General features: G+C 70.1%; 19 protein-coding genes and 1 pseudogene. 8 read left to right on the top strand and 12 right to left on the bottom strand.

Annotated elements, in window-relative coordinates; translation table 11 throughout:
* Nucleotides 1-27 precede the first annotated feature (27 nt).
* From EDD90_RS50725 to EDD90_RS50700, 6 genes are all read right to left on the bottom strand, one after another.
* Nucleotides 28-1,233, bottom strand: a complete 1,206-nt coding sequence (locus EDD90_RS50725; RefSeq protein WP_123971457.1) for an IS110 family transposase — start codon at nt 1,231-1,233, stop codon at nt 28-30.
* Between the two features lie 328 nt (nt 1,234-1,561).
* Nucleotides 1,562-1,906: a DoxX family protein gene (locus tag EDD90_RS50720; RefSeq protein WP_123980010.1), complete on the bottom strand. Its 345-nt coding sequence runs from the start codon at nt 1,904-1,906 to the stop codon at nt 1,562-1,564.
* Nucleotides 1,903-3,870 (bottom strand): acetoacetate--CoA ligase, encoded by a 1,968-nt coding sequence (locus EDD90_RS50715; protein ID WP_123980009.1) that lies wholly within the window; start codon nt 3,868-3,870, stop codon nt 1,903-1,905. Before EDD90_RS50715 ends, EDD90_RS50720 begins: the two co-directional genes overlap by 4 nt.
* Nucleotides 3,867-5,453, bottom strand: a complete 1,587-nt coding sequence (locus tag EDD90_RS50710) for a bifunctional 3-(3-hydroxy-phenyl)propionate/3-hydroxycinnamic acid hydroxylase (protein WP_123980007.1) — start codon at nt 5,451-5,453, stop codon at nt 3,867-3,869. The genes EDD90_RS50715 and EDD90_RS50710 overlap by 4 nt, the downstream gene beginning before the upstream one ends.
* A gap of 19 nt (nt 5,454-5,472) precedes the next feature.
* A complete protein-coding gene (locus EDD90_RS50705; RefSeq protein WP_123980005.1) occupies nt 5,473-6,411 on the bottom strand; it encodes a fumarylacetoacetate hydrolase family protein in 939 nt (312 codons plus the stop codon).
* Nucleotides 6,412-6,447: 36 nt separating this feature from the next.
* Complete coding sequence (locus EDD90_RS50700; RefSeq protein WP_123980003.1) at nt 6,448-7,590, bottom strand: VOC family protein; 1,143 nt, start codon at nt 7,588-7,590, stop codon at nt 6,448-6,450.
* A gap of 134 nt (nt 7,591-7,724) precedes the next feature.
* Between EDD90_RS50700 and EDD90_RS50695 the strand changes: the two genes are divergently transcribed.
* Nucleotides 7,725-8,360, top strand: coding sequence for a TetR/AcrR family transcriptional regulator (locus tag EDD90_RS50695; protein WP_185149517.1), 636 nt, complete (start codon nt 7,725-7,727; stop codon nt 8,358-8,360).
* A 2-nt stretch (nt 8,361-8,362) separates the two neighbouring features.
* Here the strand turns inward: EDD90_RS50695 and EDD90_RS50690 are convergent, their stop codons facing one another.
* A complete protein-coding gene (locus EDD90_RS50690; protein WP_260328594.1) occupies nt 8,363-9,139 on the bottom strand; it encodes a DUF2993 domain-containing protein in 777 nt (258 codons plus the stop codon).
* A 37-nt stretch (nt 9,140-9,176) separates the two neighbouring features.
* The gene (locus EDD90_RS50685; RefSeq protein WP_123980001.1) at nt 9,177-9,815 is read right to left on the bottom strand and encodes a TetR/AcrR family transcriptional regulator; all 639 of its coding nucleotides are present in this window, start codon (nt 9,813-9,815) and stop codon (nt 9,177-9,179) included.
* Nucleotides 9,816-10,002: 187 nt separating this feature from the next.
* On the opposite strand from EDD90_RS50685, the gene EDD90_RS50680 reads away from it, so the two are divergent.
* From EDD90_RS50680 to EDD90_RS58110, 7 genes and pseudogenes are all read left to right on the top strand, one after another.
* A complete protein-coding gene (locus EDD90_RS50680) occupies nt 10,003-11,616 on the top strand; it encodes an MFS transporter (RefSeq protein ID WP_123979999.1) in 1,614 nt (537 codons plus the stop codon).
* Nucleotides 11,617-11,815: 199 nt separating this feature from the next.
* On the top strand, nt 11,816-12,982 hold the full coding sequence (locus EDD90_RS50670) for a DUF4331 family protein (protein ID WP_123979997.1): 1,167 nt from the start codon (nt 11,816-11,818) through the stop codon (nt 12,980-12,982).
* A complete protein-coding gene (locus tag EDD90_RS50665; protein ID WP_123979995.1) occupies nt 12,979-14,028 on the top strand; it encodes a lipopolysaccharide assembly protein LapB in 1,050 nt (349 codons plus the stop codon). The genes EDD90_RS50670 and EDD90_RS50665 overlap by 4 nt, the downstream gene beginning before the upstream one ends.
* A pseudogene (locus tag EDD90_RS58120) lies at nt 13,919-15,913 on the top strand (cytochrome P450); the annotation flags it as partial. The gene EDD90_RS50665 and the pseudogene EDD90_RS58120, both read left to right, overlap by 110 nt.
* The gene (locus EDD90_RS58115) at nt 15,914-17,245 is read left to right on the top strand and encodes a hypothetical protein (RefSeq protein ID WP_260328819.1); all 1,332 of its coding nucleotides are present in this window, start codon (nt 15,914-15,916) and stop codon (nt 17,243-17,245) included.
* A gap of 35 nt (nt 17,246-17,280) precedes the next feature.
* Nucleotides 17,281-18,327 carry a zinc-binding dehydrogenase gene (locus EDD90_RS50655; protein WP_123979993.1) on the top strand — a complete coding sequence of 349 codons (1,047 nt, stop codon included), beginning with the start codon at nt 17,281-17,283 and terminating at the stop codon, nt 18,325-18,327.
* A gap of 97 nt (nt 18,328-18,424) precedes the next feature.
* Entirely contained in the window at nt 18,425-18,553 is a 129-nt protein-coding gene (locus EDD90_RS58110; RefSeq protein WP_260328593.1) for a hypothetical protein, read from the top strand.
* Nucleotides 18,554-18,879: 326 nt separating this feature from the next.
* Here EDD90_RS58110 and EDD90_RS50650 read toward each other — a convergent pair whose 3' ends face one another.
* From EDD90_RS50650 to EDD90_RS50635, 4 genes are all read right to left on the bottom strand, one after another.
* Nucleotides 18,880-21,069, bottom strand: a complete 2,190-nt coding sequence (locus tag EDD90_RS50650; RefSeq protein ID WP_260328592.1) for a SpoIIE family protein phosphatase — start codon at nt 21,067-21,069, stop codon at nt 18,880-18,882.
* 235 nt (nt 21,070-21,304) lie between these two features.
* Nucleotides 21,305-21,943: a TetR family transcriptional regulator gene (locus EDD90_RS50645; protein WP_123979991.1), complete on the bottom strand. Its 639-nt coding sequence runs from the start codon at nt 21,941-21,943 to the stop codon at nt 21,305-21,307.
* Nucleotides 21,944-22,045: 102 nt separating this feature from the next.
* Nucleotides 22,046-23,143 (bottom strand): catalase family protein, encoded by a 1,098-nt coding sequence (locus tag EDD90_RS50640; RefSeq protein WP_123979989.1) that lies wholly within the window; start codon nt 23,141-23,143, stop codon nt 22,046-22,048.
* A gap of 25 nt (nt 23,144-23,168) precedes the next feature.
* Nucleotides 23,169-24,509 carry a Dyp-type peroxidase gene (locus EDD90_RS50635; protein ID WP_123979987.1) on the bottom strand — a complete coding sequence of 447 codons (1,341 nt, stop codon included), beginning with the start codon at nt 24,507-24,509 and terminating at the stop codon, nt 23,169-23,171.
* Nucleotides 24,510-24,521: the final 12 nt, after the last annotated feature.

The raw sequence follows: 24,521 nt of genomic DNA, 5'->3' as shown, positions 1-24,521 counted from the left end.
GGGGCGCGTCGGTTGATTGGTGATGTTTCAGGCGGCTTGGGGGGTGGCTTGAGGTTCGAAGAACGTGCCGTCGCGGAGCATTGCGAAGAGCACGTCGACGCGACGGCGTGCGAGACACATCAGGGCCTGCTTGTGCCGCTTGCCCTCGGCCTTCTTCCGCTCGTAGTAGGCCCGGGAGGACGGGTCGGACAGCGAGGCGAACGCGGCGAGGAAGAAGGCCCGTTTCAGGTGCTTGTTGCCTCTGCGGGACGGGCTCTCGCCACGGATCGAGGACCCCGACCGCCTGGTCACCGGAGCGAGCCCGGCATAGGCGGCGAGGTGGCCCGCGGTCGGGAAGGCGGTGCCGTCACCGACATCGATGAGGATCCTGGCTCCGGTCCTGACGCCTATCCCCGGCATCGACGTCAGGAGCTCGGAAAGAGGGTGCGATTTGAGCAACTCCTCGATGTCCGAGGCCAGTTCCTTGCGCTGGTCGAGCAGGCCGGCCAGGTTCTTCGCGAGCTTAGGCACGATCACCGCGGCCGCGTCGGTGCCCGTGACGACGACGGTCTGCTCGTCGAGTGCGGTGAAGATGTCCTCGACCAGCCGCTGGGCCATCCTGGGCGCCTTCGGCCGCAGCAGCGTGATCAGGCGCCGTCCTCCGGCCTTGCGGATCGCCTTGGGCGAGCCGAACTGTTCCAGCAGCGTGAGCACGGCCGGGTGCTGGATGCGTGGCCCCAGGACCCGTTCGAGGTGCGGGTGGATCTGGGTGAGCAGGCCGCGGAGCCGGTTCGCGACCCGGGTGACCTCGCCCGCGAGGTCGTCGTCGAACCCGACGATCATGTGGAGTTCGGCGATGGTTTCGTCCGTGAGCTCGATCGATCGGAGCGTGTGGGGCATGGTGCGGGCGGCGTCCGCGATGATCGCCGCGTCGCGGGCGTCGGTCTTGCCCTCACCGGGATAGAGGTCCGCGATCCGCCGCATCGTCAGGCCCGGCAGATACGCCACCTCGCAGCCCGCGTCGCGGGCGATGGCCAGTGGCAGAGCACCGATCGAGGCGGGCTGGTCCACGACGACCAGGACCCGGCCGTACTTGGCCGTGAGCTTGTCGAGCATGGCCCGTATCTTCGGCTCGCTGTTCGGCAGCGGCTTGTCGACGACGCTCCTACCGTCCGGCATGAGACCCGTGGCGTGGTGTTCGCCCTTGCCGACGTCGAGGCCGAGGAAGACGGCCACGTCGCGGATGTCGATCACTTCACTCCTCCTGGGAGGGTCTTGTCTTCCCGGCCAAGGCACGGCGCCGACATCCGGCAACCACGTTACGAAGAGCGTTGCCGGCGGGCCGGCGCTCCTGCCCCTATTAGCGATCTACCGGCGCCTCCCGACCCGGTGACACCACCCCCCGGGTCATGGTCGACAGGGGGCAAAAGTCATGCCGGGCCAGAAGGCCGGGAGCCCCAAGATCGGGGCCGTCTAGAAGGTAACGGGGGGAGGCCGGTGTGCGATGGCAGCCCGCGCGGAGCCGGAAGGGGCGGCCGCCACCCTCACAGGGGGCCGCCCGTGCCCGGCCGTACAGGAAGCGTCAGCCAGCGGTCATCGCCGTTGCCGCGTATGTCAAGGAGATCAGGGCCAGTACGGCGGCCGGGACGGCCCGGACCGGCGGGTCGCCGTGGCGCAGGTGGATCACCGCCGCGGCGGCCATCAGCAGGGCGAGGCCTGTCGCGGCTGCCACGCCCAGCGGCGTCCAGGTCAGCCCCGTCAGCAGACCGGCGACCCCGGCCACCTCCATCGCGCCGACGACGCGGTAGAGCCGTACCGACATGCCGAGATGGGCCGCCGTCTGGCGCATGAACGGCGCCGAGGCCAGCTTCGCCAGCCCTAGCGGGAGGAAGACCAGGGACAGGGTGACGGCGAGCACGGTGGTCATGAGGCGGACCTGCCCTTGCGGCGCTCGGCGCCCAGCCGGACGTAGTGGTCGATGAGGTCGGGGCCGTCCACGGTGGCGGGGTTGACGACCTGCTCGACCGGGGCGCCCTGGAGCAGTCGTTTGATCGGGACCTCCAGCTTCTTGCCGGTGCGGGTGTGCGGGATGCCCGGCACTTCGAGGATCTCGTCGGGGACGTGGCGGGGTGAGGCGCCGGTGCGGACGGCGTCGCGGATCTTCTCGCGCAGGGTGTCGTCCAGGGTCACCCCGGCCGCCGGGACCACGAACAGCGGCATCCAGTAGCCGCCGTCCGGCTCCTCCGCGCCGATGACCAGGGCCTCGGCGATCTCGGGGAGACGTTCGACGACATCATGGATGTCGGCGCTGCCGAGCCGTACACCGTTGCGGTTGAGCGTCGAGTCGGAGCGGCCGTGGATGATCACCGAGCCGTGCCCCGTGACCGTGATCCAGTCGCCGTGTCGCCACACCCCGGGGTACGCCGAGAAGTAGGCGTCGCGGTAGCGGGTGCCCTCGGGGTCGTTCCAGAAGTACAGCGGCATCGAGGGCATGGGGCGCGTGACGACCAGCTCGCCGACCTGATCGATGACGGGGAAGCCCTCGGCGTCGTACGCGGCGAGCGCCACGCCCAGGTGCGGTGCGGACAACTCGCCTGCCCAGACCGGGGTGTTGGGGGCGCTGCCGGCGAAGCCGGAGACGATGTCGGTGCCGCCGCTGATGGAGGCCAGCAGAACGTGCTCGCCGACGTGCTCGCGGACCCAGGGGTAGGCGGAGGCGGGCAGGGCGGAGCCGGTGCAGCCGACGACGCGGATCGAGGACAGGTCGTGCGCGGACGGGTCGATGCCGAACTTGGCCATGCCCAGCAGGTATTGGGGGCTGGTGCCGAAGACGGTGACCCGGTGGCGGGCGGCCAGATCCCATAGGCGGTCGAGTTTGGCGAAGGGGGCCGGACTGCCGTCGTACGTACACGTCGTGGCACCCGTCAGCAGTGTGGAGACGACCAGGTTCCACATCATCCAGTGGGTGGTGGTGTACCAGAGGAGACGGTCGCCGGGCCTCAAGTCCGAGTGCAGCCCCAGGGTTTTGAGATGCTCCAGGAGCACGCCGCCGTGGCCGTGGACGATGCCCTTGGGCAGGCCGGTGGTGCCGGAGGAGAACACGATCCACAGCGGGTGGTCGAACGGGACCGGTGAACAGGCGAGTTCCTCGGTGCGCGTGGAGGCATCCTCCCAGGGGACCACCAGCGACGGGTACGCCTGCGACGGCCAGGGCAGGCCCACGTGGTCCACCAGCAGGGTCGCCTTCAACGTGGGGAGGGCGTGGGCGAGTTCGAGGACGGCTTCGCGGCGGTCGTGGGTGGTGCCGTTGAACAGGTAGCCGTCGGCGGCGATCAGCACGGTGGGTTCGAGCTGGGCGAAGCGGTCGGCGGCGGCCTTGGGGGCGTAGTCCTGACCGCACACCGACCACACGGCGCCCAGGCTCGCGGCGGCGAGGAACGTGACGATGGCGTGCGGGGTGTTGGGCAGATAGCCGACGACCCGGTCGCCCTTGCCGACGCCGAGGTCGCGCAGGGTGGCGGCCACCGACGCGACCAGGGCACGCAACCGGGCGCCGGTCACCTCGTATCCGGCACCGGTCTCGTCGAGGGCAATGATCGCCACGTCGTCGTCGGCCAGGTTGCGCAGGGCATGGTGGGCGTAGTTGAGGGTGGCGCCGGGGAACCAGCGGGCGCCCGGCATCCGCTCCTCGGCCAGCACCTGCTCGTAGGGGGTGTCGGCGTTGATGTCGAAGTACTCCCACACCGCGCCCCAGAAGCCCTCCAGGTCGGTGACAGACCACTGATGCAGGGTGGCATAGTCCTCCGGGTCCATGCCCTGGAGCCGGGCGAAGTCCGCGATGCGACTGGCGGCCGCAGTCTCCGGATCGGGTGTGAAGAAGGGCGTGCTCATCGCGTCGTACTCCTCAACAGGCTTTTCTGGGCCGTCCGTTCGGAAGGGACAGGGCTTTGGGTGGTGTGCAGCAGGGAGGCCCAGGCGGCGGTCGAGGTGAAGTCGCGGCCGCCTGCCGGGACGATGTCCATGACGACCCGGTCGGGCCGCAGCAGGACCGCATCTGCGTGTCCGGCGCGCAGCCAGGCTGCGAGGGTGCAGTCGTCGCCGAGGTCTGTCACCGGGACGGCGTGAACGCCGAGACTGTGGGCGAGCGCGGTCAGGGAAGGGCCGGGCTCGGTGGCGGTCAGTACGGCGAAGGAGTCGCCGAGCGCCTCGTCGAGCCGGGTGGGCCGTCCGGCGACGCTCACCCATGGTTGGGGGCAGTGTGTGCCCGCCAGCCTTCGGCGGACACTGCGCCGCACGAGCGGTCCGGTGGTCAGGGGTGGGCTGAGGTCGCGGCCGGCCAGCTCGGTCAGGCCGGGTATGCGGCAGGCGGCGGCCAGCGCTCGGCGGCGGAGCGCGGCGGCACCGTCCTGGCCACCGGTCATGGCCCAGCCCATGGCGACCGCGAGGCGGACCACACGCCGTGCGTGCGGCTTGCGTTCGCTCTCGTAGGTGTCCAACAGCCGTTCGTCGCTGCCCTGCTGGAGGACGCGGGCGAGTTTCCAGGTGAGGTTGTAGGCGTCTCGCAGTCCCGAGCACAGGCCCTGTCCGATGAACGGCGGGGTGAGGTGGGCGGCGTCGCCGAGCAGAAAGACCCGTCCGCTGCGCCAGCGGTCGGCGACGCGGGCCCGGAAGGTGTACTGCGTCTCGCGGACCACCTCGAAGTCCCCGTCGTACGAGGGCGGCAGCCACGGGGCGATCAGTTCGCGGACCGTCTCCTGCCCTTCTCCTTCACGGAGCCGGAACTCCCAGCGGTAGCGGGTCTCGTTCACCCGCATGAAGGTCCCCGGCTGGTCCGGGTCGCAGACCTGGTCGACGCCCTCCCAACAACGGACGGGGCCCGTGGTCTCGGCGTCGATGACGGTCCACTTCTCCTCGAAGTGCAGGTCCTCCCAGGCGCCGCCGATGGCTTCGCGGGTGAGGCTGTTGGCGCCGTCGCAGCCGAGGACCGCGTCGGCCCACAGCTCGTGATCGCCGGTGTCGTCGCGGTAGGTGACGCGTACGGGGCCGGTGGAGTCCGGGCCGACGCCGGTGACCTCCACGCCGCCGCGCAGTTCGCACTCCGGGCGCCGGGCCAGGGCGTCGCGCAGCACGCGTTCCAGCTCGGGCTGGTCGAACATGCTGGACTGCGGATACCCGTGGTGCCCTTGCGGGGAGCGCCGGAACTCGGCCATCACCCGGTGCCGGGCATCCAGCAGCCGTAGTCCGTTCGCCGGGCGGGAGATCGCGGTGAACTCCTCGCCGACTCCGGCGGCCTGGAGGATCCGGTGGATCTCGTCGTCATTGGCGACGGCGCGCGGGAGCGGATAGACATCCCGGTGGCGTTCGAGGACGACACTGCGGACTCCGCGCCGGGCCAGCAGAAGGGCGGCGGTCACGCCCACCGGTCCGGCCCCGACGATCACGACGGGCACACGTGCGGCTTCATCGACGGTCATGTGCGGCTCACCTCGGGTATTAGTTCGCGGCCGCGACGGGCGTGCGCTGCTCGCCGAGGCAGATGCGGCCGTCGGGGGTCGCGATCGTCGCCGTGATCACGTCGCCCGGGTTCAGGTAGTGCGGGTTCTTGGCCTGGCTCTTGAAGAACGCCTTCCACTTCACAGCCGGCGGCAGCAGCGCGCCGATCTTCTCGACGGCCTTCGGCGGGGCCTTCAGGGCCGTGCCGCCGGGAGTACCGGTGAGCAGCAGGTCGCCGGCGTCCAGGGTCTGGAAGCGGGCCAGCAGGGTCAGCGCCCGCGCCGGGCGGACGATCATGTCGGCCAGGGTGCGGTCCTGGCGCAGCTCGCCGTTGACACTCAACTTCAGCCGCAGGTCCAGGAGATGAGCGAAGTCCTCCGGCTCCAGCAACGACAGGTAGGGACCGGTCGGCGTGAAGGTCGGGTACGACTTGCTCTCGTAGAACTGCGTCTTGGTCAGCTGCACCTCACGGGCGCTGACATCGTTGGTGATCACCAGTCCGGCGACGTACGACGGCAGGTCCCGCTCCTCGACGACGGTGCCGACGGGCAGCGGCGCGCCCATGACGAGGCCGAGCTCGATCTCGTAGTCGAGGAACTTCACGTGGGAGGGGCGGACGACGGCGTCGCCGGGGCCGCTGACTGAGCCGGACGCCTTGCGGAAGAAGGCGGGAGGGATGTCGCCGGTGAAGCCCGAATCGCGGGCGTGGCTGCGGTAGTTGACCATCTGGGCGACCACCCGGCAGGGCGTGGTGACCGGCGAGAGCGCCACCAGGTCGGCGATCGGAGTGCCCGGCTCGCCGGAGACGGCGGCCTCACGGACGGCTTCACGGTCGGTCAGCAGCTCGGCGGTGGTGACGGCCTTGGTGTCGACCGGGACGGCCCGGTCACCGCGGACGACCCACCAGCCGTCGGCGGTACGCAGGACATTGGTGCTCATGTCAGTGCCTTTGTCAGGGGATTGGCGGGCGGAGGTTCAGGAGTTGGCGGCCTTGAGCAGGCCGAACAGTCGTGCCGGGTCCATCTCGTTGTCGCCGCGCAGGGCCTCGATGACATCGCGGACCCGCTGCGGGGAGGGACTGGCGCCGAGGAAGTCACGAGTCGCGGGCGGGCCCCACTGGGCGAGACCGCTGGTCGACATCGGAGCCCAGCCCGGCTCGACGTCGCAGGAGAACAGGTCACCGTCGGCGAAGTGCTCCAGCATGAAGTGGTCGGGGTCGCGCCAGTAGTCGAAGAGCTGGCTGCCCTGGATGTGCCGGCCGATGCCCCAACTGCGCTTGTATCCGCGCCCCTTGAGGTACTCGCCGCCGGCGGCTATGGAGTCGAGGTCGGTGACCTGGTAGGCGGAGTGGACGTACCCCGTGCCCGGCCCGAGATGCATCGCGAGGGTGTGGTGGTCGGCCGGCACACCGCCCAGGTCGCAGCGGATGAACGCCATCGTCGGGCCGCGGTCGCGCTGCCCGTCCAGGAACAGGAAGTCGGACACGATCATCCCGAGGGTGTCCAGGTACCAGTCCAGGGCCCGGCCGAACACCCGCGTCTCCAGCACCACGTGGCCGAGCCGCTGGATGCGGGACGGCTCGCGCGGCGGCCGCTGGGCGGCGTTGGTACGCCGGTGATCCGTACCGAAGTTGAGCAGCAGCGGCTGCTGTTCCGGCAGGGCGGGGAGCTGTTCGCCGCAGTGCACGACCCGCACGGGGAAGCCGGAGGGGTCGAGCAGGTCGACGCCCTTGCCGCCCCCGGGAACGTCGGCGTCCCGCACGTCCCTGCCCGTCGCGCGGGCCAGCCGGTCCAGGTCACCCCGCTCGGCGGCGCGGAACGCCGGACCGATGAAACGGGACGTACGACCACGCCGGATCACCATGCAGGGCGAGCCCGAGAAGCTGCCCCGTAGCCACAGCTCGCTCGCGGTGCGGGCGGCGACGCCGAAGCCGAAGTCGCGGGCGAAGACCTCCGCCCGGTCCAGGTCGGGCTTCTCGAACTCCAGCCAGGCCAGGTCCGCGACCTTGATCACGGGGTTCCGGGAGCGGCCGGGATGTTCGCCGCGCAGGGCGCCCTGCTCACTGTGGAGGTCCTGGTGGGCCGTGACGACGTCCCCGTTGACGCGTGTTTCAGACATGGTGCCCTCCGAGCAACATTGCCGTAATGAGGAAATCATCAACTGTGACAGTTCCGCCGTCAAGGCGTTCGCCGCAGGGAATGATGAATTCATCAGCACTGCGATCGCCATCGCGCGACCGTTAGACTCTGCGCATGTCTACGTCAGCCCCGCCCAGCAACCGGTTCGAGCGACGTCGCGCAGAGACCCGTGGAGCTCTCGTGCGAGCGGCCCGGCAGATACTCGCCGAAAGCGGCGACACCAGCGCGAGCATCCAGGCGATCGCCGAGCGCGCGGACGTGGGCTTCGGCTCCTTCTACAACCACTTCGACTCCAAGGCGGAGTTGTTCGAGACGGCGGTGGTCGACGCCCTCGAGGAGTTCGGGCAGGAATTCGACGGGCGTCTGACGGGGGTCGACGACCCGGCGGAGCGGGTCGCGGGCGGCTTTCGGCTCAGTGCCCGCATGGCCGACTCCCACCCGGAGCTGATGCAGGTCCTGCGCCGCCGTGGCCTCGCGCACATCCACTCGGGCAAGGGACTGGCCCGACGCGCCCTGCGTGATCTCCAGGTCGGCATCGCCTCCGGCCGCTTCACGTCCGCCGACCCCGTGGTCGCCCTGTCCGCACTGGGCGGCACCCTGCTGTCGCTGGTGGAACTGCGGTTCGCCCGCCCCGAGGTGGACGGCGACGAGGCCGCGGTCAACCTCGCCGAGATGGTCCTGCGGATGCTGGGCCTGCCCGCGGACGAAGCGCACGAGGTCGCCCGACGCCCCTTGCCTGACGCTGTCTGACCTCACGCGGACGACGAGTCCGGGTGGAACGTGACCGAGCGGCCTGTGAAGCGGGCGTCGATTCCGTCCTCGCCGGTGGTGACTGACCGCAGCCGGAGCCCTTCGGGCACGTTCTGCAGCGGAATGGGCTCGTCCAGAGCCTTGTCGAGCAGTGATTTCAGCGGCGGGAGCAGTTCACCCTGCTCCGCGCGTACGTCCGTGAAGGCGATGCGGTTGCCGCCGGCCGCCGAGACGGCCGCGCTCACGGTCACGTCGCCGACGAGCGGCAGACTCGCGGTCGCGTCGACCCGGCCGGGCTCGTCCCCTTGTGACACCTGCACGCCGAGCGCGCTCGACACGTCCGCGTACGACAGGAACGCGGTCGCTGTGACGCTGTCCGCGTGAGCCTCGTCGGCGCTCCCCGAGGTCTTCAGCCCGTCCATCCCGACCGTCAGCTTCGTCACCGGGAGCGGCCGGGTGCTGCCGTCGGCCGGAATGTCGTGGGCGGTCAGGTCGACATGGTCCAGGCTGCCCGCAGCCAGTTGGGTCAGTACGGGAAAGCCCCTGACGTGCACCGACGGCCGATCGGCGGTTCCCATGCCGTCCTGGAACGCCTTGGCCGTACGGCTCTCCGCGCGAACAGCGGCGATCCGGTCGACCGCGACTCCGCCGACCAGCAGGGCCACCAGGGACGCCGCGGCGATGATCATCCGCCGCCGGGTCGGAGGGCTCACGTACACGGAGCCGTCGCCGTAGTAGGCCTCGCCGACGTACTCCTCGTCGCTGTGGGACTGATACACGGTTCTCCTCTTCGAGTGGTGCTTGGGAAGTGCGCGCCTACGCGGCGTCGCCCTCGGGCCGGACAAGCCCGCGGACGCACGCCGCAGCGCTGTCTCCTGCCACGCCCATCGCGATCAGGGCGGCGGTCGCGGTGCCGGTGCCGTCGTCGCTCCAGACCCCGCTGTTCACGCAGTCGAGAAGCCCTAGCAGGTGTCCCTCCAGCGCCCGGGTCAGGACGACCGGGGGGATGCCGGTCTGGAAGGCGCCCTGCCGTTGCCCACGGCCGATGATCGCCTCCGCCATGTCCCGAGCGGGGGCCAGGACTTCAGCGAGCCGATCGGCCCCGAGGTCCTGGGGAGCGAGGCGGAGCAGGATGCGGTAGCGATCTCCGACCGGCCACACCGCGAGGACGAAGCGCGCCAGCTCCGTGACGGCATCCGCCACCGGCGCACGCGGGACCGCGAGCGCCTGCCGCAAGGCCCACGTGGCCTCCTCCACCAGCCCCTCCATCAGTGCGGCCCGGCCGTTGAAATGGCCATAGACCGTACGGCGCACCACCCCTGCCGCCTCGGCGATGTCACCGAGGCTGCTGTCGGGGTCGCGTCCGAGTTCCTGCCTGGCCGCCTCAAGGATGCGGGCGCGCGTGAGCAGGGTTCGGCTGCGTTCCGGGGCGGCTGTCAAGTGTGCGTGGATCATGTCGAACCTCCGGTAGGCGGGGAGGGCGACTCGATAGTTGCACATCCATGGGCAACAAACTAGTCTGCACATCAACGGGCAATTAGCTGCCCCTGATGCCGGGCCCCCCTCTTGGCCCCGCGTGCACCGATCTATCGATTCCGCACCCCCGAAGCGCGCGCTTCGCCTCCTGCTGAGGAGCCTGACAATGCCGCTCTTTCCGAACACGCCCGTCGAGAAGATGACGGAGCCCTACCATCGGCGCTGGTGGGCGCTGCTGGTCCTGTGCCTGAGCCTGCTGATCGTGGTCATGGCGAACACGTCGTTGGTTGTGGCCGCCCCCGACATGACCAAGGACCTGGGGCTGTCCAGCAGTGACCTGCAGTGGGTCATCGACGGCTACACCGTCCCCTACGCCGCCCTGATGCTCGTGCTCGGCGCGATCGGCGACAAGTACAGCCGCCGCGGCGCCCTCGTCCTCGGCCTGCTGATCTTCGCCGGCGGTTCGGTGACGGGCGGCCTGGTCGATGAGACGAACCTCGTCATCACAGCCCGCGCGATCATGGGCGTCGGTGCCGCCGTCGTCATGCCGGCCACGCTCTCGCTGCTGGTCGCGATCTTCCCGCGCGCCGAGCGCGCCAAGGCAATCACCGCCTGGTCCGCGACCTCCGGCCTCGCCATCGCCGCCGGCCCGCTCGCCGCCGGCTGGCTGCTGGAGAACCACGCCTGGGGCTCGACCTTCCTGATGAACGTCCCCGTCGCCGTCCTCGGCGTCGTCGGCGCGCTGCTGCTGGTCCCGCCGTCGAAGGCGGAGGGCATGGGCCGGATCGACTACGTCGGCGGTCTGCTGTCGATCGTGTCGGTCGGCTCCCTGGTCTACGCGACCATCGAGGGCCCGCACTTCGGCTGGGGCACCGGCCCGATCACCGCGGCCATCGTCGCCGGGGTAGGCCTGCTGGCCTTCGTCGCCTGGGAGTTGAAGCACCCCAACCCCATGCTGGACGTGCGCAAGTTCACCGAGCGCCCCTTCGGCGGCTCGATGATGGCAGTGCTGTTCTTCTTCTTCGGCACCTTCGGCTCGATCTACTACTCCACTCAGTTCCTGCAGTTCGTCCTCGGCTACGACGCCCTGGAGACCGGCATCCGCCTGCTGCCACTGGCCGGTGCGGTCTTCGTCGGCGCCGCGGTTACCGGCAAGCTCGCCCCGAAGCTGGGCGTGAAGATCGTGGTCGGAACCGGCATGGTCATCGGCACCGCGGGCGTCTTCCTGCTCACCCGGATCGAGACGGGCTCGACCTACACCGACTTCCTCACGCCCCTGCTGCTGCTCGGCTTCGCCATCGGCCTGAGCCTGTCCCCCGCCACCGACACCATCATGGGCTCCTTCCCCGAGTCGGAGCTGGGCGTCGCCGGCGGCGCCAACGACACCGCCCTGGAACTCGGCTGCGCCCTGGGCATCGCCATCCTCGGCTCGCTGCTGGCCACGTCCTACAAGAACAAGCTCACCGACATGGTCGGCGGCCACCTCCCGGCCGAGGCCATGGACACCGCCAAGGACTCCGTCGGCGGCGGCATCGCGGTCGCCGAGCAGGTGGCCAAGAACCCCCAGGGCGGCGCCGAGCAGGCCCAGACCCTGCTGGGAGCGGTGCACGAGTCCTTCGCCCACGCCATCGCCCACACCAGCCTCATCGGCGGCATCATCATGGCCGCCGGGACCCTGATCGTCATCGCCGTCCTGCCCGGCCGCAAGCACACCGCCAAGCACAGCGCGGAAGAAGCGGAGCAGACGACCGAGGAGCAGACCGAGACCGTGGGCGCCTGAGCCCCGTACACCGGAGGCCAAAACCCGATTCCGGCCTCCTCCACCCCAACAAACCGATCCGCCGCCGCTTCCAGGGGCTGCCGGCGTTCGTCGTCAACCGAGGCGGCGAGTACTGCTTCCTGCCGAGTCTGAGCGCCCTGCGCTGGCTCGCCGACCTGGACACCTGACTTCCCCGCACCTGACTGTCAAGGAGCCGACCATGGCTGATCACTTCTCCGGACCGCGCATCCTTTTCGACCCCGCGTCCGACGTCGCGGACGTCTACGCCTTCCCCAGCCCGGACCGCCCCGGCCGCCTGGTCCTGGTGCTCGACGTGTTCCCGGCCGCCGCACCGACGGCGCTGTTCTCCGACGCGCTGGCCTACCGGTTCCGGGCGCGCCCGGTCACACCGGCCGACCGGGCCTTCACCGTCGGTGAGGCCGAGTACAGCCTCGACTTCACCTTCGCCGCCCCCGGCGAGGCCCCGGGCAGCGAGCATCCGGTGCAGAACGGCACGTGCACCCTGCCCAGCGGTGAGCAGATCCTCTTCCAGGTCGGCGACGAGAAGCCCACCGAGACGGCCGGGGTGCGCATCTTCGCCGGGCCGCGGCTCGACCCGTTCTTCATCAATCTCAAGGGTGTCCTCGCATCCGATGCCACCGAGAAGTTGGCCTTCCGGCCCGAGGGCGCGACCAACATCCTCGAAGGCATGAACGTCCTGAGCATCGTCGTCGAGGTCGACCCCGAGGCAGTCTTCGGATCGGACAGTGGTCCTCTGTTCGGTGTCGTCGGCGAGACCGTCATCTCGGGCGGGCGGCCGACCCGGCTGGAGCGCATGGGCCGACCGGAGATCAAGAACGTCATCCTGGCGAGCAAGAAGTTCGACCCCGTCAACAGCGACCTGGAGATCCGCGACCTCTACAACGAGGAGGACGCCTTCGCCGTCCGGCAGGACTACGAGGGCGCCTACCGGGCCCGGTTCAACGCCAACCTGGCCTACTTCGACCGCCTCGCCGGCGAGACCGTTTGGCCTCTGGACGAACAAGGCGCGCACCCGCTGACCGACCTGCTCCTGGCGGACTTCCTCGTCGTGGACGTCTCCAAGCCGTTCTCCGAGAACGGCTGCTTCGAGATCGAGACCGCCCTGCTCGCCGGACGTGAGCACACCACCTGCGGTGGCCGCGCGCCCAACGACGACATCGTGGACACCCTCTTCACGCTCCTGGTGAACGGAGTCGACGGAAACCGCATCAGCGACGGCGTCGATCAGGCGACCCAGCCGGCGACGCACGAATTCCCCTATCTCGTGTCCCCCAACCCGACCCCTCCGGACCTGATGACCGTGTTCGCCGCCCTCATGGCGCCTCCCGAGGAGGCAGCGGCATGACCGGGACCACCACGGACCGACACAAGCCGCGTACCACGGACGGCACGCTGGCCCTGACCAACCTCTCCGCGCAGATCGACGGGTTGGCGGTCCAAGCACGGCTGACGGGTCCCGCCGCCCACTTCGCCGTCGCGCAGCAGTCCGTGCTCGTGGATCTCCTCACTCTGCGCGGACACTTCCTGGGGCGCGTCGCCGACTACGAGCAGGCCGCGCAACTCGCCGACCGGTTGGTGGAGAACGCGCCCGACAGCTCCACCGCGCTGTCGGCCCGGGCCCGGGCCCGGGCGACCCTGCACCGATTCGCAGAGGCCATGTCCGACCTCGACGCTGCGGACCGAGCAGGCGCGCGACCGGACGACCTGGCCGCGGAACGAGCGGCGATCATGCAGGCGGTCGGCTGCTACGGCGAGGCTCACCTTCTGCTGAGGGAGGCAGCCCCGCGCCGGTCGGACTTCGCCATGCTGAGCGCCCTCGCCGTCCTCCATGCGGAAAGCGGCAACATCGCGGAGGCGGTGCACGTCTTCCAGGAGGCCCGGAACGCCTACCGGGGTGTCTCGCCTTTCCCTCTCGCCCAACTGGACTTCCGGCGCGGGGTGATGTGGTTGCGCGATGGGGAACTGCCCGCGGCCCGCGAAGCGTTCGACGCCGCCCGACGCCGAGTGCCCGGTTACGCCCCTGCCATCGGTCACCTCGCCGAGGTGGAACTCCTGTGCGGAGACGCCGATGCAGCCGCCGACCGCCTGCGTCCCCTGGCGGAGACGAGTGACGACCCCGAGTACGCCTCCCACCTGGCACTCGCCCTGCGCGCCGCCGGCCGTTACCAGGAGGCTCAGCCGTGGCGGGACCGGGCGGCGGAACGCTACGACCAGTTGGTGCTGCGCCACCCGGAGGCCTACTCCGACCATGCCTGCGACTTCTGGCTCCAGGTGGGAGCCGATGTCGACCGGGGGCTGCAACTCGCCCTGCAGACCCTCGTCATGCGCCAGACGACCCGCTCGTACGCTTTGGTCCAGCGTGCCCGGGCGGCAAGCAACCAGTCGGCGTAGGACACGCCCTGAACCGCGACGGCACCGCCGTCCGCAGGAGTCACCGATGAACGGCACCCCCGCGATCCCGGCACCACGCGGCATCCCTCTCGTGGGCAACACCCCACAGATCCCGCCGGACCGTCCGATCCAGTACATCACCGAAGTGGGCCGCCACTACCCGGAGGGCGTCCTCTCCATGGAGATCGGGGGTCTTGAGCAGGTCTTCGTCGCCGACCCGGACCTCGCGGCCGAGGTGTGCGACGAAGCCCGTTTCGGGAAGGTGATCGCGCCACCGCTGTCCCACCTGCGGGACTTCGTCGGATCAGGGCTCTTCACGGCCCGGGACGACGAGGAGGTCTGGGGTCAGGCGCACCGCATCCTGACCCCTGCCTTCAGCCAGCGGTCCATGAAGGCGTACTTCCCACAGATGCTCGACGTCGCCCAGGAGTTGGTGCGCACATGGGAGGCGGCCGGGGCGCGTCCCGTCAACGTGTCCGACGACATGACCCGGTTGACTCTGGACACCATTGGACTGTGCGGGTTCGGGCACCGGTTCGACTCGTTCCGCAGCGAGGAGCTGGACCCCTTTCTCCAGGCGATGTTGCGCGCCCTGACAGAGGTGATGAACCGCACCCGTCACATGCCGCTGGTCACCCGGCTGCGACTCGTGGAGGATCGGACGTACCAGCAGAGCATCCGCCAGATGCGGCAGCTGGTCGACCGGGTGATCGAGCAGCGCCGCCGCTCGGGCGAGACCGGCCGGGACGACCTCCTCGGCCTCATGATGGAGGCGACGGACCCGGTCACCGGGCGGCGGCTCGACGACGCGAACGTGCGCGATCAGACCTTGACGTTCCTCATCGCCGGCCATGAGGCCACCAGCGGCCTGCTGTCCTTCGCCCTGTAGCTGCTGATGCGCAACCCTTACGTCCTGGCCCAGGCGTACGACGAGGTCGACCAGCTACTGCCGGAAGACGGCCCTCCCGACTACGAGACCGTCATGCGGTTGGACGTGATCCCGCGCATCCTCAGTGAGACGCTCCGGCTGTGGGCTCCCGTCCCGGCCATCAGCAAGGCACCGCTGGAGGACACCGAGCTAGGCGGCCACCCGGTGCGCAGGGGCCAGAAGGTCAGTCTGCTCTTCCCTCTCCTCCACACCCACCCCAAAGCATGGGAGCGACCGTACGAGTTCGACATCGACCGGTGGCTGCCCGAGAACAAGGCCCAGCACCACCCGTACGCCTACCGCCCCTTCGGCACAGGTGAACGTGCCTGCATCGGGCGGCAGTTCGCGCTGACCGAGGCCCGGCTCGCCCTCGCGCTCGTCCGGCGACGGTTCGCTGTCTCCGCCCCGAGCGACTACCGGCTGCATGTCGAGGAGGCGCTCACGTACAAGCCGTCCGGCTTCACGCTGCGGCTGCAGACCCGGCAGCCCCGCAACCGGCGTCCGGCCGCGGTGCAGTCGCCGCAGCCCGAGCCGGAGGCCGAGGCCCTGCACACCGTGGGTGTGAACCTGGCCGTCGCCTACGGCTCCAGCCTCGGCAGCTCCGAGGACCTGGCCCGCACCATCGCCGACCGGGCCGGTCGGGCCGGCTTCGCGACGTCCCTCAGCACCCTCGACGACCTCGCCGGCCACCTGCCCACGGAGGGCGCGCTGATCGTTGTCACCGCCAGCTACAACGGCAAAGCCCCCGACAACGCCCAGAAGTTCGACGACGTCCTCGCTCAGGGGCTGCCCGAGGGCGCGCTGTCCGGCGTACGACTGGCCGTTCTCGGAACCGGCAACACCCAGTGGGACACCTACCAGGTGTTCCCGCGGCGGGCCGAAGCCGCGTTGCTTGCGGCCGGGGCCACCTCCCTGGTCGCCCGTGGTGAGGCCGACGCCTCGGGGGACTTCGACGGCATGGCGCGGGCCTGGACCGACACCCTGTGGGCGGCCCTGGCCGAGGAGTACGCCGCCGACACCACCGACGAGAGCGCACCGGGCTTCGAGGTCGACCTCCTCACCGAGGCCGACATCCGTCCTTCGATCGTCTCCAGCCAGGCCCACCCGCTGACCGTGGTGGCCACTGAGGACCTCGTCAAAGACCCCACCGGCTTGTGGGACTTCGACCTCACCGCGCCCCGCGCCCCGGCGAAGTCCATCACTCTGGAGCTGCCTGCCGGGGTCGGCTACGGCACCGGGAACCACCTCGCGGTCTTCGCGAAGAACGCTCCGGAACTGGTCACCCGCGCCCTGACCAGGCTGAGCCTGGCCCACGACCAGGTCCTCCGGATCAGTTCCACCGGCCGGACGCACCTGCCCGTCGATGTCCCGATCACGGCGGAGCTGCTGTTCACCGACTTCCTGGAGCTCCAGGAAGTGGCCGCCCGCGACCACCTGCGAACGCTGGCCGAGCACACCCGCTGCCCCACCACCCGGCAGCAGCTGGAGCAGGCGGAGGAGAAGTACGCCGAGGGAATCCTCGCAAAGCGCGTCTCCGTGCTGACTCTGCTGGAACGCTGTCCCGCGGTCGAACTCCCGCCCGCCGTCTTCCTGGAGATGGTCGGCCCCATCCGGCCCCGCTTCTACTCCATCTCCTCGTCCTGCCTCGCCGAACCGCACCACGTGCGCCTCACCGTAGGAATGGTTGAAGGGCCCGCCCTCGCGGGCGAGGGCGAGGGCGAATACCGGGGTCTGTGCTCCCAGTACCTCGGGCGGTTGCAGCCCGGGGATGTCGTGTACGGCTACGTCCGCGCCCCGTCGCCGCCCTTCGCGCTGCCGGCCGACCCGGCCGTACCGCTCATTCTCATCGGACCCGGCACGGGCATCGCGCCCTTGCGCGGCTTCCTGGAGGAACGTGCCTGGCAGCACGCGGCCGGAACGGCGATCGGCCTGTCCCAGGTGTTCGTCGGATGCCGGCATCCCGAGCACGACTGGTTCTACCGGGAGGAGTGGGAGACCTGGGCGAAGGCCGGTGTCGCCCGGATCCACACCGCCTTCTCGGCGGTTCCCGACCATCCGGCCCGCTACGTCCAGGACGCCTTGGCCCTCGCGGCCGACACCGTGTGGGAGTCCGTGGAGAACGGCGCCTACCTCTACGTATGCGGTGATGGCCGCTTCATGGCGCCGGCCGTACGGGACGCGCTCGTCGCGATCCACCAGGAGCGCACCGGCAGCGACGCCGACACCTCCCGTGCGTGGCTTGCCGGGCTGGAAGCGGCGGGCCGCTACCAGCAGGACGTTTTTGCCTGAGTTCGCAGACGCATCTACCAAGAAGGCAGACACCGATGGACACCATGCTGGCCGGACGGCTCAACCTGAAGACGAAGAAGTTCTCCCTGGAAGAGATCCCGATCCCCGAGCCCGGCCCGGGTGAGGTGCTCGTCGAGGTGAAAGCGGCGGGCGTGTGCCTGTCCGACCTGCACCTGATCGACGGGAGCATCGCCCCACTGCACGAGGGCACTGACGTGCTCACCCTCGGCCACGAGAACGCCGGGGTCATCCACACTCTCGGCCCCGGCCTCACCCGGAACCTGGCCGTCGGTACCCGTGTCGCCCTCCAAGCTGGACAACCGTGTGGCATGTGTGAGGGCTGCGGTCGGCGAGGAACATGCAGCCAGTTCCGCGGTCGTGGGGTGGACTACGACGGAGGCTGGGCGCAGTACACGATCGCACGCGAGGACACCGTCGTGCCCATCCCGGACGACCTGCCCTTCGACCAGGCGGCGATCATCCCCGACGCGGTCTCCACCTCGTATGCCGCGCTGACGGACACTGTGTCGGTACGGCCCGCGCAGGCAGTCGGCATCTGGGGCGTGGGCGGGGTCGGCGCGCACGCGGTACGGCTCGCGCGGATGATGGGTGCCTCCCCGATCATCGCCGTGGACCCGCCGCCCAGCGCCCGTGAGCGTGCCCTCGCCTTCGGCGCCGACCTCGCGCTCGACTCCGCCGACGAGGACTTCGCGGCGGCGATGCTGCGTGCAACCGGAGGCCGCGGCCTCGACTACGCGTTCGACTTCGCCGGTGTGCCCGCCGTTCGGGAACAGGCGTCACCCATGCTCGGTGATCATGGTTCCCTTGTTCTGGTGGGCATCACGACCGCACCGCTGACGCTCTCTGAGCGGCTCACCTTCAATGCCCTCAACAAGCGGGTGTTGGGCCATTACGGCTCGTCGTTCGATCACGTCTACCAGTTGATTCGGCTAACCTCCAGCGGCCGACTGGACCTGGCGCCCTCCATCACCGATCACATCCCGCTGGCCGAGGCCGACAAGGCTGTCCACCGGCTGACACACAAGATCGGGGATCCGATCCGCCTCATCCTGGCCCCCTGAGCACTGCCTCCAAGGCCGGAGTCCAGATCGGCGACCGGCAGAAGGCTGCCGTGCCCCTGCACCGCCAGGGGTGGCACGGCGACTGGAACTACACGCTATGACCCGAGGCATACGCTACCTGCACGTCTTCCTGTGCGGCCCCGCCGCCATAGTTGAAGAACTCAGCCGTGACCTCCACAGCCAGGCCCGGGAGCGCATGCACGCCGAGCACTTCTCCTTCCGCTGATACTCGGGCGGCGGTCCGCTGCTGATGATCACTGGCCGCGAGCGGTTTCGGCTCCGGCGCAGGCGAGACGTTCTGCCCGTGGCTGCTCTGCCTTGCGGCCGCCTTCCATACTGAGCACGGCGATCCCCTCATTGAGCGACTCTGAGAACACCAAGATCAGCCGATGCTTCACCATCGGCTTCCCGTAATGGACCCGCCGACTCGACCCGTGTTCCGGTCGTCTCGGAACGCTTCCAGCAGCCCTGGGCGCCTCCACGTGTCCTGTGGCGGTCCCCTACGGCGCCCGGCGGGGATTCGCGGGCTTCCTCGGTGAGAGCCTCGCGGACTCACTGCGGTGCATGGGCGACACCCCCTCTCGCAGCGGCGGGCAGGGCCTGCTCGGCCCAGATGACCTTGCCTTCGCGGCCATGCCGCGTGCCCCAGCGTTCGGCCAGCTGAGCGACCAGCAGCAGACCGCGGCCGCCCTCGTCGTAGACACGGGCCCGGCGCAGATGCGGGGCCGTGCTGCTCCCGTCGGCGACTTCGCACATCAGTGTCGACTGGTAGATCATCCGCAGCTGAACCGGATCCTTTCCATAACGGATCGCGTTCGTGACCAGTTCGCTGACCATGAGCTTTGTGGCGAAGTCCAGCTCCTCCAGGCCCCATGCGGCCAACGAGTCCGACGCACGCTCACGGGCGGTGGCCACCACCGCCGGATCGGAGGGCAGATCCCACGTGGCGACGTGGCCGGCATCCAGCGTCCGGGTGCGGGCCACCAGGAGGGCGACGTCGTCGGCCGGGCTGGTGGGGAGCAGCGCGGACAGCAGCGCGTCGCAGGTCTCCTCCAACGAGGCCGGCGCCCGGGCGAGGACGTCCGCCAGCAGCGCCAGCCCGGCGTCCACGTCACGGATGAGGCTTTCGATGAGGCCGTCCGTGTACAGGACCAGCAGACTGCCTTCCGTCACTTCGAACTGGGCCGTCTCGAAAGGTAGCCCGCCCAGCCCCAGAGGCGGGCCGATCGGCAGCTCCGGGAAGACGACTTCACGTGCGGCCGCACCGGTGCCGACCGTCGCGGGAGAGACCAGGGCCGGCAACGGGTGCCCGGCGCTGGCCACTGAGCACAGGCGGGAGACCGGGTCATAGACCGCGTACAGGCAGGTGGCGCTCATCTCGTCCGAACCCCGCGTCTCCTCGCGCTGGAGCCGGATCACCACGTCGTCCAGATGGGTCAGCAGTTCATCGGGCATGAGATCGATGTCCGCGAGGGTGCGCACGGCCGTCCGTAGCCGGCCCATGGTGGCGCAGGCGTGCAGGCCCCGGCCGACCACGTCGCCGACGACGAGTGCGACACGGGCTCCGGAGAGCGGGATCACGTCGTACCAGTCGCCTCCCACGCCGGACTCGGCGGGCAGGTAACGGGAGGCCGTCCCGACCGCGCACTGTTCCGCCACCGGCTCCGGCAGCAGACTGCGCTGGAGGGTGAGGGCGGTGTCACGCTCGCGGGTGTAGCGCTTGGCGTTGTCGAGGTGGATCGCGGCTCGCGAGGCGATCTCCTGGGCCAGGAGCAGTTCCTCCTCGTCGAAGGCGGCGGTGGTGCGGTGCCGGAAGAACTGCACCAGGCCCAGTGGCCCACCGTGAGCCCACAGCGGCACCAGCAGCATCGAATGGACGCCGAAGGCACGCAGGGCCTCCCGTTGGACCGCGGACTGTGCCATCCACTGCGGGACCTGTGCGGCGGTGATGCCGTACCGGATGGGCTGCCCGGTGGCCAGCACGCGGCCGGGCTCCGACCCCTCGGGGAAGGTGTGGGCCTGCCCCAACGGGAACGCGGAGTCCGGGCAGTCGTCCAGGGCGGACCGCTGGGCGATCCGGCGCAGCACCAGCCGGCCGGTGGCCGGTCGTGGGGCCCTGCCCGGGAGCAGGGCGTCGAGCAGGTCGACGGTGACCAGGTCGGCGAGGTATTCGGTGCCCACATCCGCCAGTTCCTGCGCGGTTCGGGTGATGTCGAGTGTGGCCCCGACCCGTCGGCTCGCCTCGTTGACCACCACCAGCCGACGCTGCAGCCAGCGGTCGCGCTGCTCCTGGTGCGCCACCACGGCCTCTTCCGCGACGCGGTCCATGTACGTGAAACTCTGTGCGTTCAAAGTGATCACCGCTTCGCCGGCCAGGCCATCGTCCGCGGCCAGCCGGGAGACCTCCTCGCAGACGATGCGGTGGAGGCTCGCATGGCCCAGCCTGAACGCGCGCAGGAAATCGTTGAGCGGCACTCCGTGCCGCGCGAGCACGCGAGCGGCCTCGATATCGGCGGGCGGGACCGCTAGCGAGGCCGCGTCGAGGCTGTACTCGTTGATGTCCAGCGCGGCGGTGACATGCTGGGAGACGGCTGCCGACGCCACGACGGCGGTGTCCTCGTGCTCCCACACCCAGGGAACGTCGTGCGATATCTCCCGAAGCACGGCGTCCGTCAGCTCGTCCGAGCGGGGCCTGAGCCCTCGGGCAAGATCACGCAGGAAGATGTCGACGTCGATCCCCACATGAGCAATGTACGGCGAGAGGCACCTGGACGCAGAGCCGAGTGTCAGGGGGCGACGAGTGCCGCACTGCCGAGAGGCTGTGGCGCTCTCACACCATGGGCCGGCGAACCTCCAGGGACACCGGGATGCCAGCTCCAGGCGCACCTGATGGACGGATGCTCACCGTGCGCGTGTCACCCACCCGCCTGGCGGCCGGCCAGGCCAACAGCCCGGACTCTCGGGTGCGTGTCGCGGCTCAGCAAGCAGGGACATCCTGTGCGGCGGCCACCTCGTCGACGACGATCTGCGCCCGCTTCTCCGGAACGCCTGCCGCGATGAGCGTGGTGACGGCCACCCGGGTGCCGTCGTCCTCCAGCACCCCGGTGTTGACCTCTTCCAGCAGGGCGACCGTCATCGCCTCAAGACCGGCGCTCAGCACCGGGGCCTGCAGCTGGGAGTGGAAGATCCCGTCCTGCTGTCCCTGCTCCAGGATGGCCGTGACCCTGACCCGGGCGGGCTCCAGGATCCCGGCGACACGGTCCATGCCGAGGTCCCGTCGGGCCAGCGCCAGGAGCATCCGGTAGCGATCTCCCACGGGCCAGAGCGCCAACGTGAAGTGAGCGAGCGCCCGGTCCGCCGGTTCCGTCGCCTCCGCGCCGACCGCGACGGCGGCCTGGAGCGCCTCGGCGGCCTCCTCGGCCAGTGCATCCAGAAGCGCCGCCCGGCCGGGGAAGTGCCCGAACAGCGTGCGCCGTACGACACCGGCGGCGCGGGCGAGTTCCTCCAGGGTGATGTCGGGATTCCGCCCGAGCTCCTGGCGGGCGGTGGCCAGGATGCGGGCCCGGTTGGACCGCGCGTTGCGTCGCTGGGGCACACGGCCGACGGGCTGGGACACGAAAGGAACCTCGAAGAAGACAGCGCGGAGAAGGGACTTCTCCATTCTGGCACGCGAGTCCCGACCGACCCGCGGCCGCATCCGGGGTCGGTCGGGACCTGGTCAGGCGGGCAGCTCCTTGATGTCGGACGGCTCCTGCGGCTCGATGCCGTTGAAGCGGTGCCGGAAGTCACTGGACGCGGGGTACGCGGCGCGGCGGGAGCGCATGATCGAGCCCAGCGGGCGGTGGGCCTCCAGGGCGTGCCAGGGGCTGAAGGAAAGGACGTCGTCGGCGTAGCGGCGGCGGGCGTCGCTGTAGGCGTCCTGGGCGGGCAGATGCAGCACGGCCACGGTCTGGTGCGGTGACAGTTCCTCGGGCCACAGGACCGAGGCGTCCTCCACCGGCATCCGGTCGATGTCCGTGCACAGCTGGGCGCGGATGTCGTACTCGGCGCTGTTGTCCGCGAAGAAGTCGACGACGAGGTCGCGCAGAGCCGACTCGCCCGCCGTCTTGTCGACGTGGCTGCCGGTGAGGGCCCTGACGTTCGCCGAGCGGGGCGCGGCGGACATCTTCGCCACGTGGTCGCCGTAGCGCAGCGCGGCCATGGAATGAAAGGTCTCGCCGAGGATGTGGTCGTTGGCGGCGGCCAGGGTCTCGACGGCGGGCGGCAGCGGACGTCCGACGCGCGTGAGGGCCTTGGCGGCCACTCGGGCGGCCGCGCCGGTGAGCTGGAGCTGCTGGTCGCTCTGGCCGGGCTGTTTCTCCAGGATGCCCTGGAGTTTGGCGTACTCGGCGATGTTGCCGAAGGGCAGGGTGGAGTGGTTGACGAGGAGGAAGTCCTGGGTGGTGAAGCCGTCGTCGAGGGCACGGGACCCGGGGGCGCCGATCACCTTCATCGCGAGGCCGCGCTGGACGGGCACCTGGTCGGAGCGCAGGTCGCCGGGGGCGGAGGAGAAGCGGACGATCACCGGGTACGTGGCCGGTGCGGCGAAGAGGCCCTGGGCGAGGTGCGCCGGGAGGCCGGACTGGATGCGCAGCTCACCGGCGAGGACGCCGTGGCTCTTCGCGTGGGCGTCGCGCAGGCCGTGACGGTGTTTGTCGGCGACCTGCTGGTTGGCCTTGCCCATGGCCGCGACGACCTGACGGACCAGTTCCTCCTCGTCGGGGAAGGGCTGTTCGAGGTCGGGGCTGTAGCGGACGTACGAGCGGGGTGTGGTCATGGCGGCCTCGCGCAAGGGGTGGGAGTCAGATGCTGCCGAGCCAGCGGATGGCGGACAGACTCGGCATGAAGAAGTACTCGCCGCCGAGCAGGGTGTTGAAGGACTGGATGTTCTGCACCCGGCGCGGCGGGGTCCCGGGCACGGTGAAGTAGGCGCCCTTGTCCTGGAGCGAGATCATCGGGTCCTTCTCCTTGCCCAGGCCCATGAAGTTGCCGGAACCGACCCACTCGCTCTGCAGGAACTCGACGTTGTCGATGGCGCGGGCGCCGAGGGCGATGAAGTCCAGGCCGCGCGGCCGGCCGTCGTCCTTGAGGCGGTCGGGGGGCAGGGGAGTGCCGTAGGAGGTGCCGCGCCGGATGATGCGGCGGATGTTGACGTCGGTGAGGACCGTCAGCTTGGTGTCACGCGGGTTCATCCGGCGGATGTGGGAGCCGAGCGGGGTGCGCAGTCCGCGCGGGTCGGCGGAGTAGTCGAAGTCGTTGATCCGGTTCGGGTCCTCGCCGATGGCGGGGGTGTCGCGTTCCGGGGTCAGGGCGAGAGGTGCACCGCTGCGCCAGCGGCCGACCAACTTGGCTGCCAACAGCTCGCGTTCGGCCTCGGTGGCGGCGTTGTCGTGCAGCCACTTGTTGAAGGCGGCGACGTGGGAGTGGTACTTGCGGAAGACGACGTACGTGCCGTTGCGGCCCAGGACGTCCGGAGCCGGTACGGGCAGCGGCACACCGGTCTCGCTCGGGTAGCCGAGGACGAACTCACCGGCCTTGATGGGCCGTCCGTCGCCGGGCAGGGGTTCGGCGCCACTGCCCTCGACCACCGGCTGGCTGAAACCGTCCCGGTAGCCGAAGACGTTGAACCCGTCGGCCGCGAAGTCCTGGTGCGACAGCAGCCGTACGCCAGGGACCTCGCCCAGTTCCTTTTCGTAGGCGGCGACTTCGGCCCGCCAGTCGTCCTCGCTCGCGGCGAACACCGTGACGGCGACATGCACGCGCGGGGTGCCGAAGGGGAACTCCCAGCGGTCCGGCGCGTTCACGCCGGTGTCCCGCAGCCGCTCGGCGCGGGCCGCCATCCCGGCGCGGAAGTTGGCCGGGAAGGAGGCCAGTGAGGTCTCCGGCAGCCCCAGTGCGACCAGACCCTGGTAGCTGAGGGCGAGGGCCAGCCAGGACGGCTGCGGTTCGTCCCAGCGCGCCGCCGAGGTCACCCGCGGCGCCAGTCGGCGCAGCAGTTCCCTGCCCGCGGCCGGTTCGGTGATCTCCAGGATCGCGTGGGTGCCGAAGTAGGGCTCGGGCCGGGCCCGCAGCAGGGTCGCCTGGATGTCGTCGAGGTCCAGGGTGGGCTGGCGGCGCAGCCGCCCGAACAGTGGGGAAGGCATGGTGTGCCTGCC

The organism is Streptomyces sp. Ag109_O5-1 (assembly GCF_003814875.1).
Taxonomy (GTDB): Bacteria; Actinomycetota; Actinomycetes; order Streptomycetales; family Streptomycetaceae; genus Streptomyces; species Streptomyces sasae.
The sequence above is the reverse complement of the archived record's forward strand: the minus strand, read 5'-3'. Positions and strand labels throughout refer to the sequence as shown.

Coding starts and splice junctions, on each gene's coding strand:
- EDD90_RS50720 (WP_123980010.1), bottom strand. CDS start 1,906: ATGACCACCGTGCTCGCCGTCACCCTGTCCCTGGTCTTCCTCCCGCTA.
- EDD90_RS50715 (WP_123980009.1), bottom strand. CDS start 3,870: ATGAGCACGCCCTTCTTCACACCCGATCCGGAGACTGCGGCCGCCAGT.
- EDD90_RS50710 (WP_123980007.1), bottom strand. CDS start 5,453: ATGACCGTCGATGAAGCCGCACGTGTGCCCGTCGTGATCGTCGGGGCC.
- EDD90_RS50705 (WP_123980005.1), bottom strand. CDS start 6,411: ATGAGCACCAATGTCCTGCGTACCGCCGACGGCTGGTGGGTCGTCCGC.
- EDD90_RS50700 (WP_123980003.1), bottom strand. CDS start 7,590: ATGTCTGAAACACGCGTCAACGGGGACGTCGTCACGGCCCACCAGGAC.
- EDD90_RS50695 (WP_185149517.1), top strand. CDS start 7,725: ATGTCTACGTCAGCCCCGCCCAGCAACCGGTTCGAGCGACGTCGCGCA.
- EDD90_RS50685 (WP_123980001.1), bottom strand. CDS start 9,815: ATGATCCACGCACACTTGACAGCCGCCCCGGAACGCAGCCGAACCCTG.
- EDD90_RS50680 (WP_123979999.1), top strand. CDS start 10,003: ATGCCGCTCTTTCCGAACACGCCCGTCGAGAAGATGACGGAGCCCTAC.
- EDD90_RS50670 (WP_123979997.1), top strand. CDS start 11,816: ATGGCTGATCACTTCTCCGGACCGCGCATCCTTTTCGACCCCGCGTCC.
- EDD90_RS50665 (WP_123979995.1), top strand. CDS start 12,979: ATGACCGGGACCACCACGGACCGACACAAGCCGCGTACCACGGACGGC.
- EDD90_RS58115 (WP_260328819.1), top strand. CDS start 15,914: ATGGCGCGGGCCTGGACCGACACCCTGTGGGCGGCCCTGGCCGAGGAG.
- EDD90_RS50655 (WP_123979993.1), top strand. CDS start 17,281: ATGGACACCATGCTGGCCGGACGGCTCAACCTGAAGACGAAGAAGTTC.
- EDD90_RS58110 (WP_260328593.1), top strand. CDS start 18,425: ATGACCCGAGGCATACGCTACCTGCACGTCTTCCTGTGCGGCCCCGCC.
- EDD90_RS50640 (WP_123979989.1), bottom strand. CDS start 23,143: ATGACCACACCCCGCTCGTACGTCCGCTACAGCCCCGACCTCGAACAG.
- EDD90_RS50635 (WP_123979987.1), bottom strand. CDS start 24,509: ATGCCTTCCCCACTGTTCGGGCGGCTGCGCCGCCAGCCCACCCTGGAC.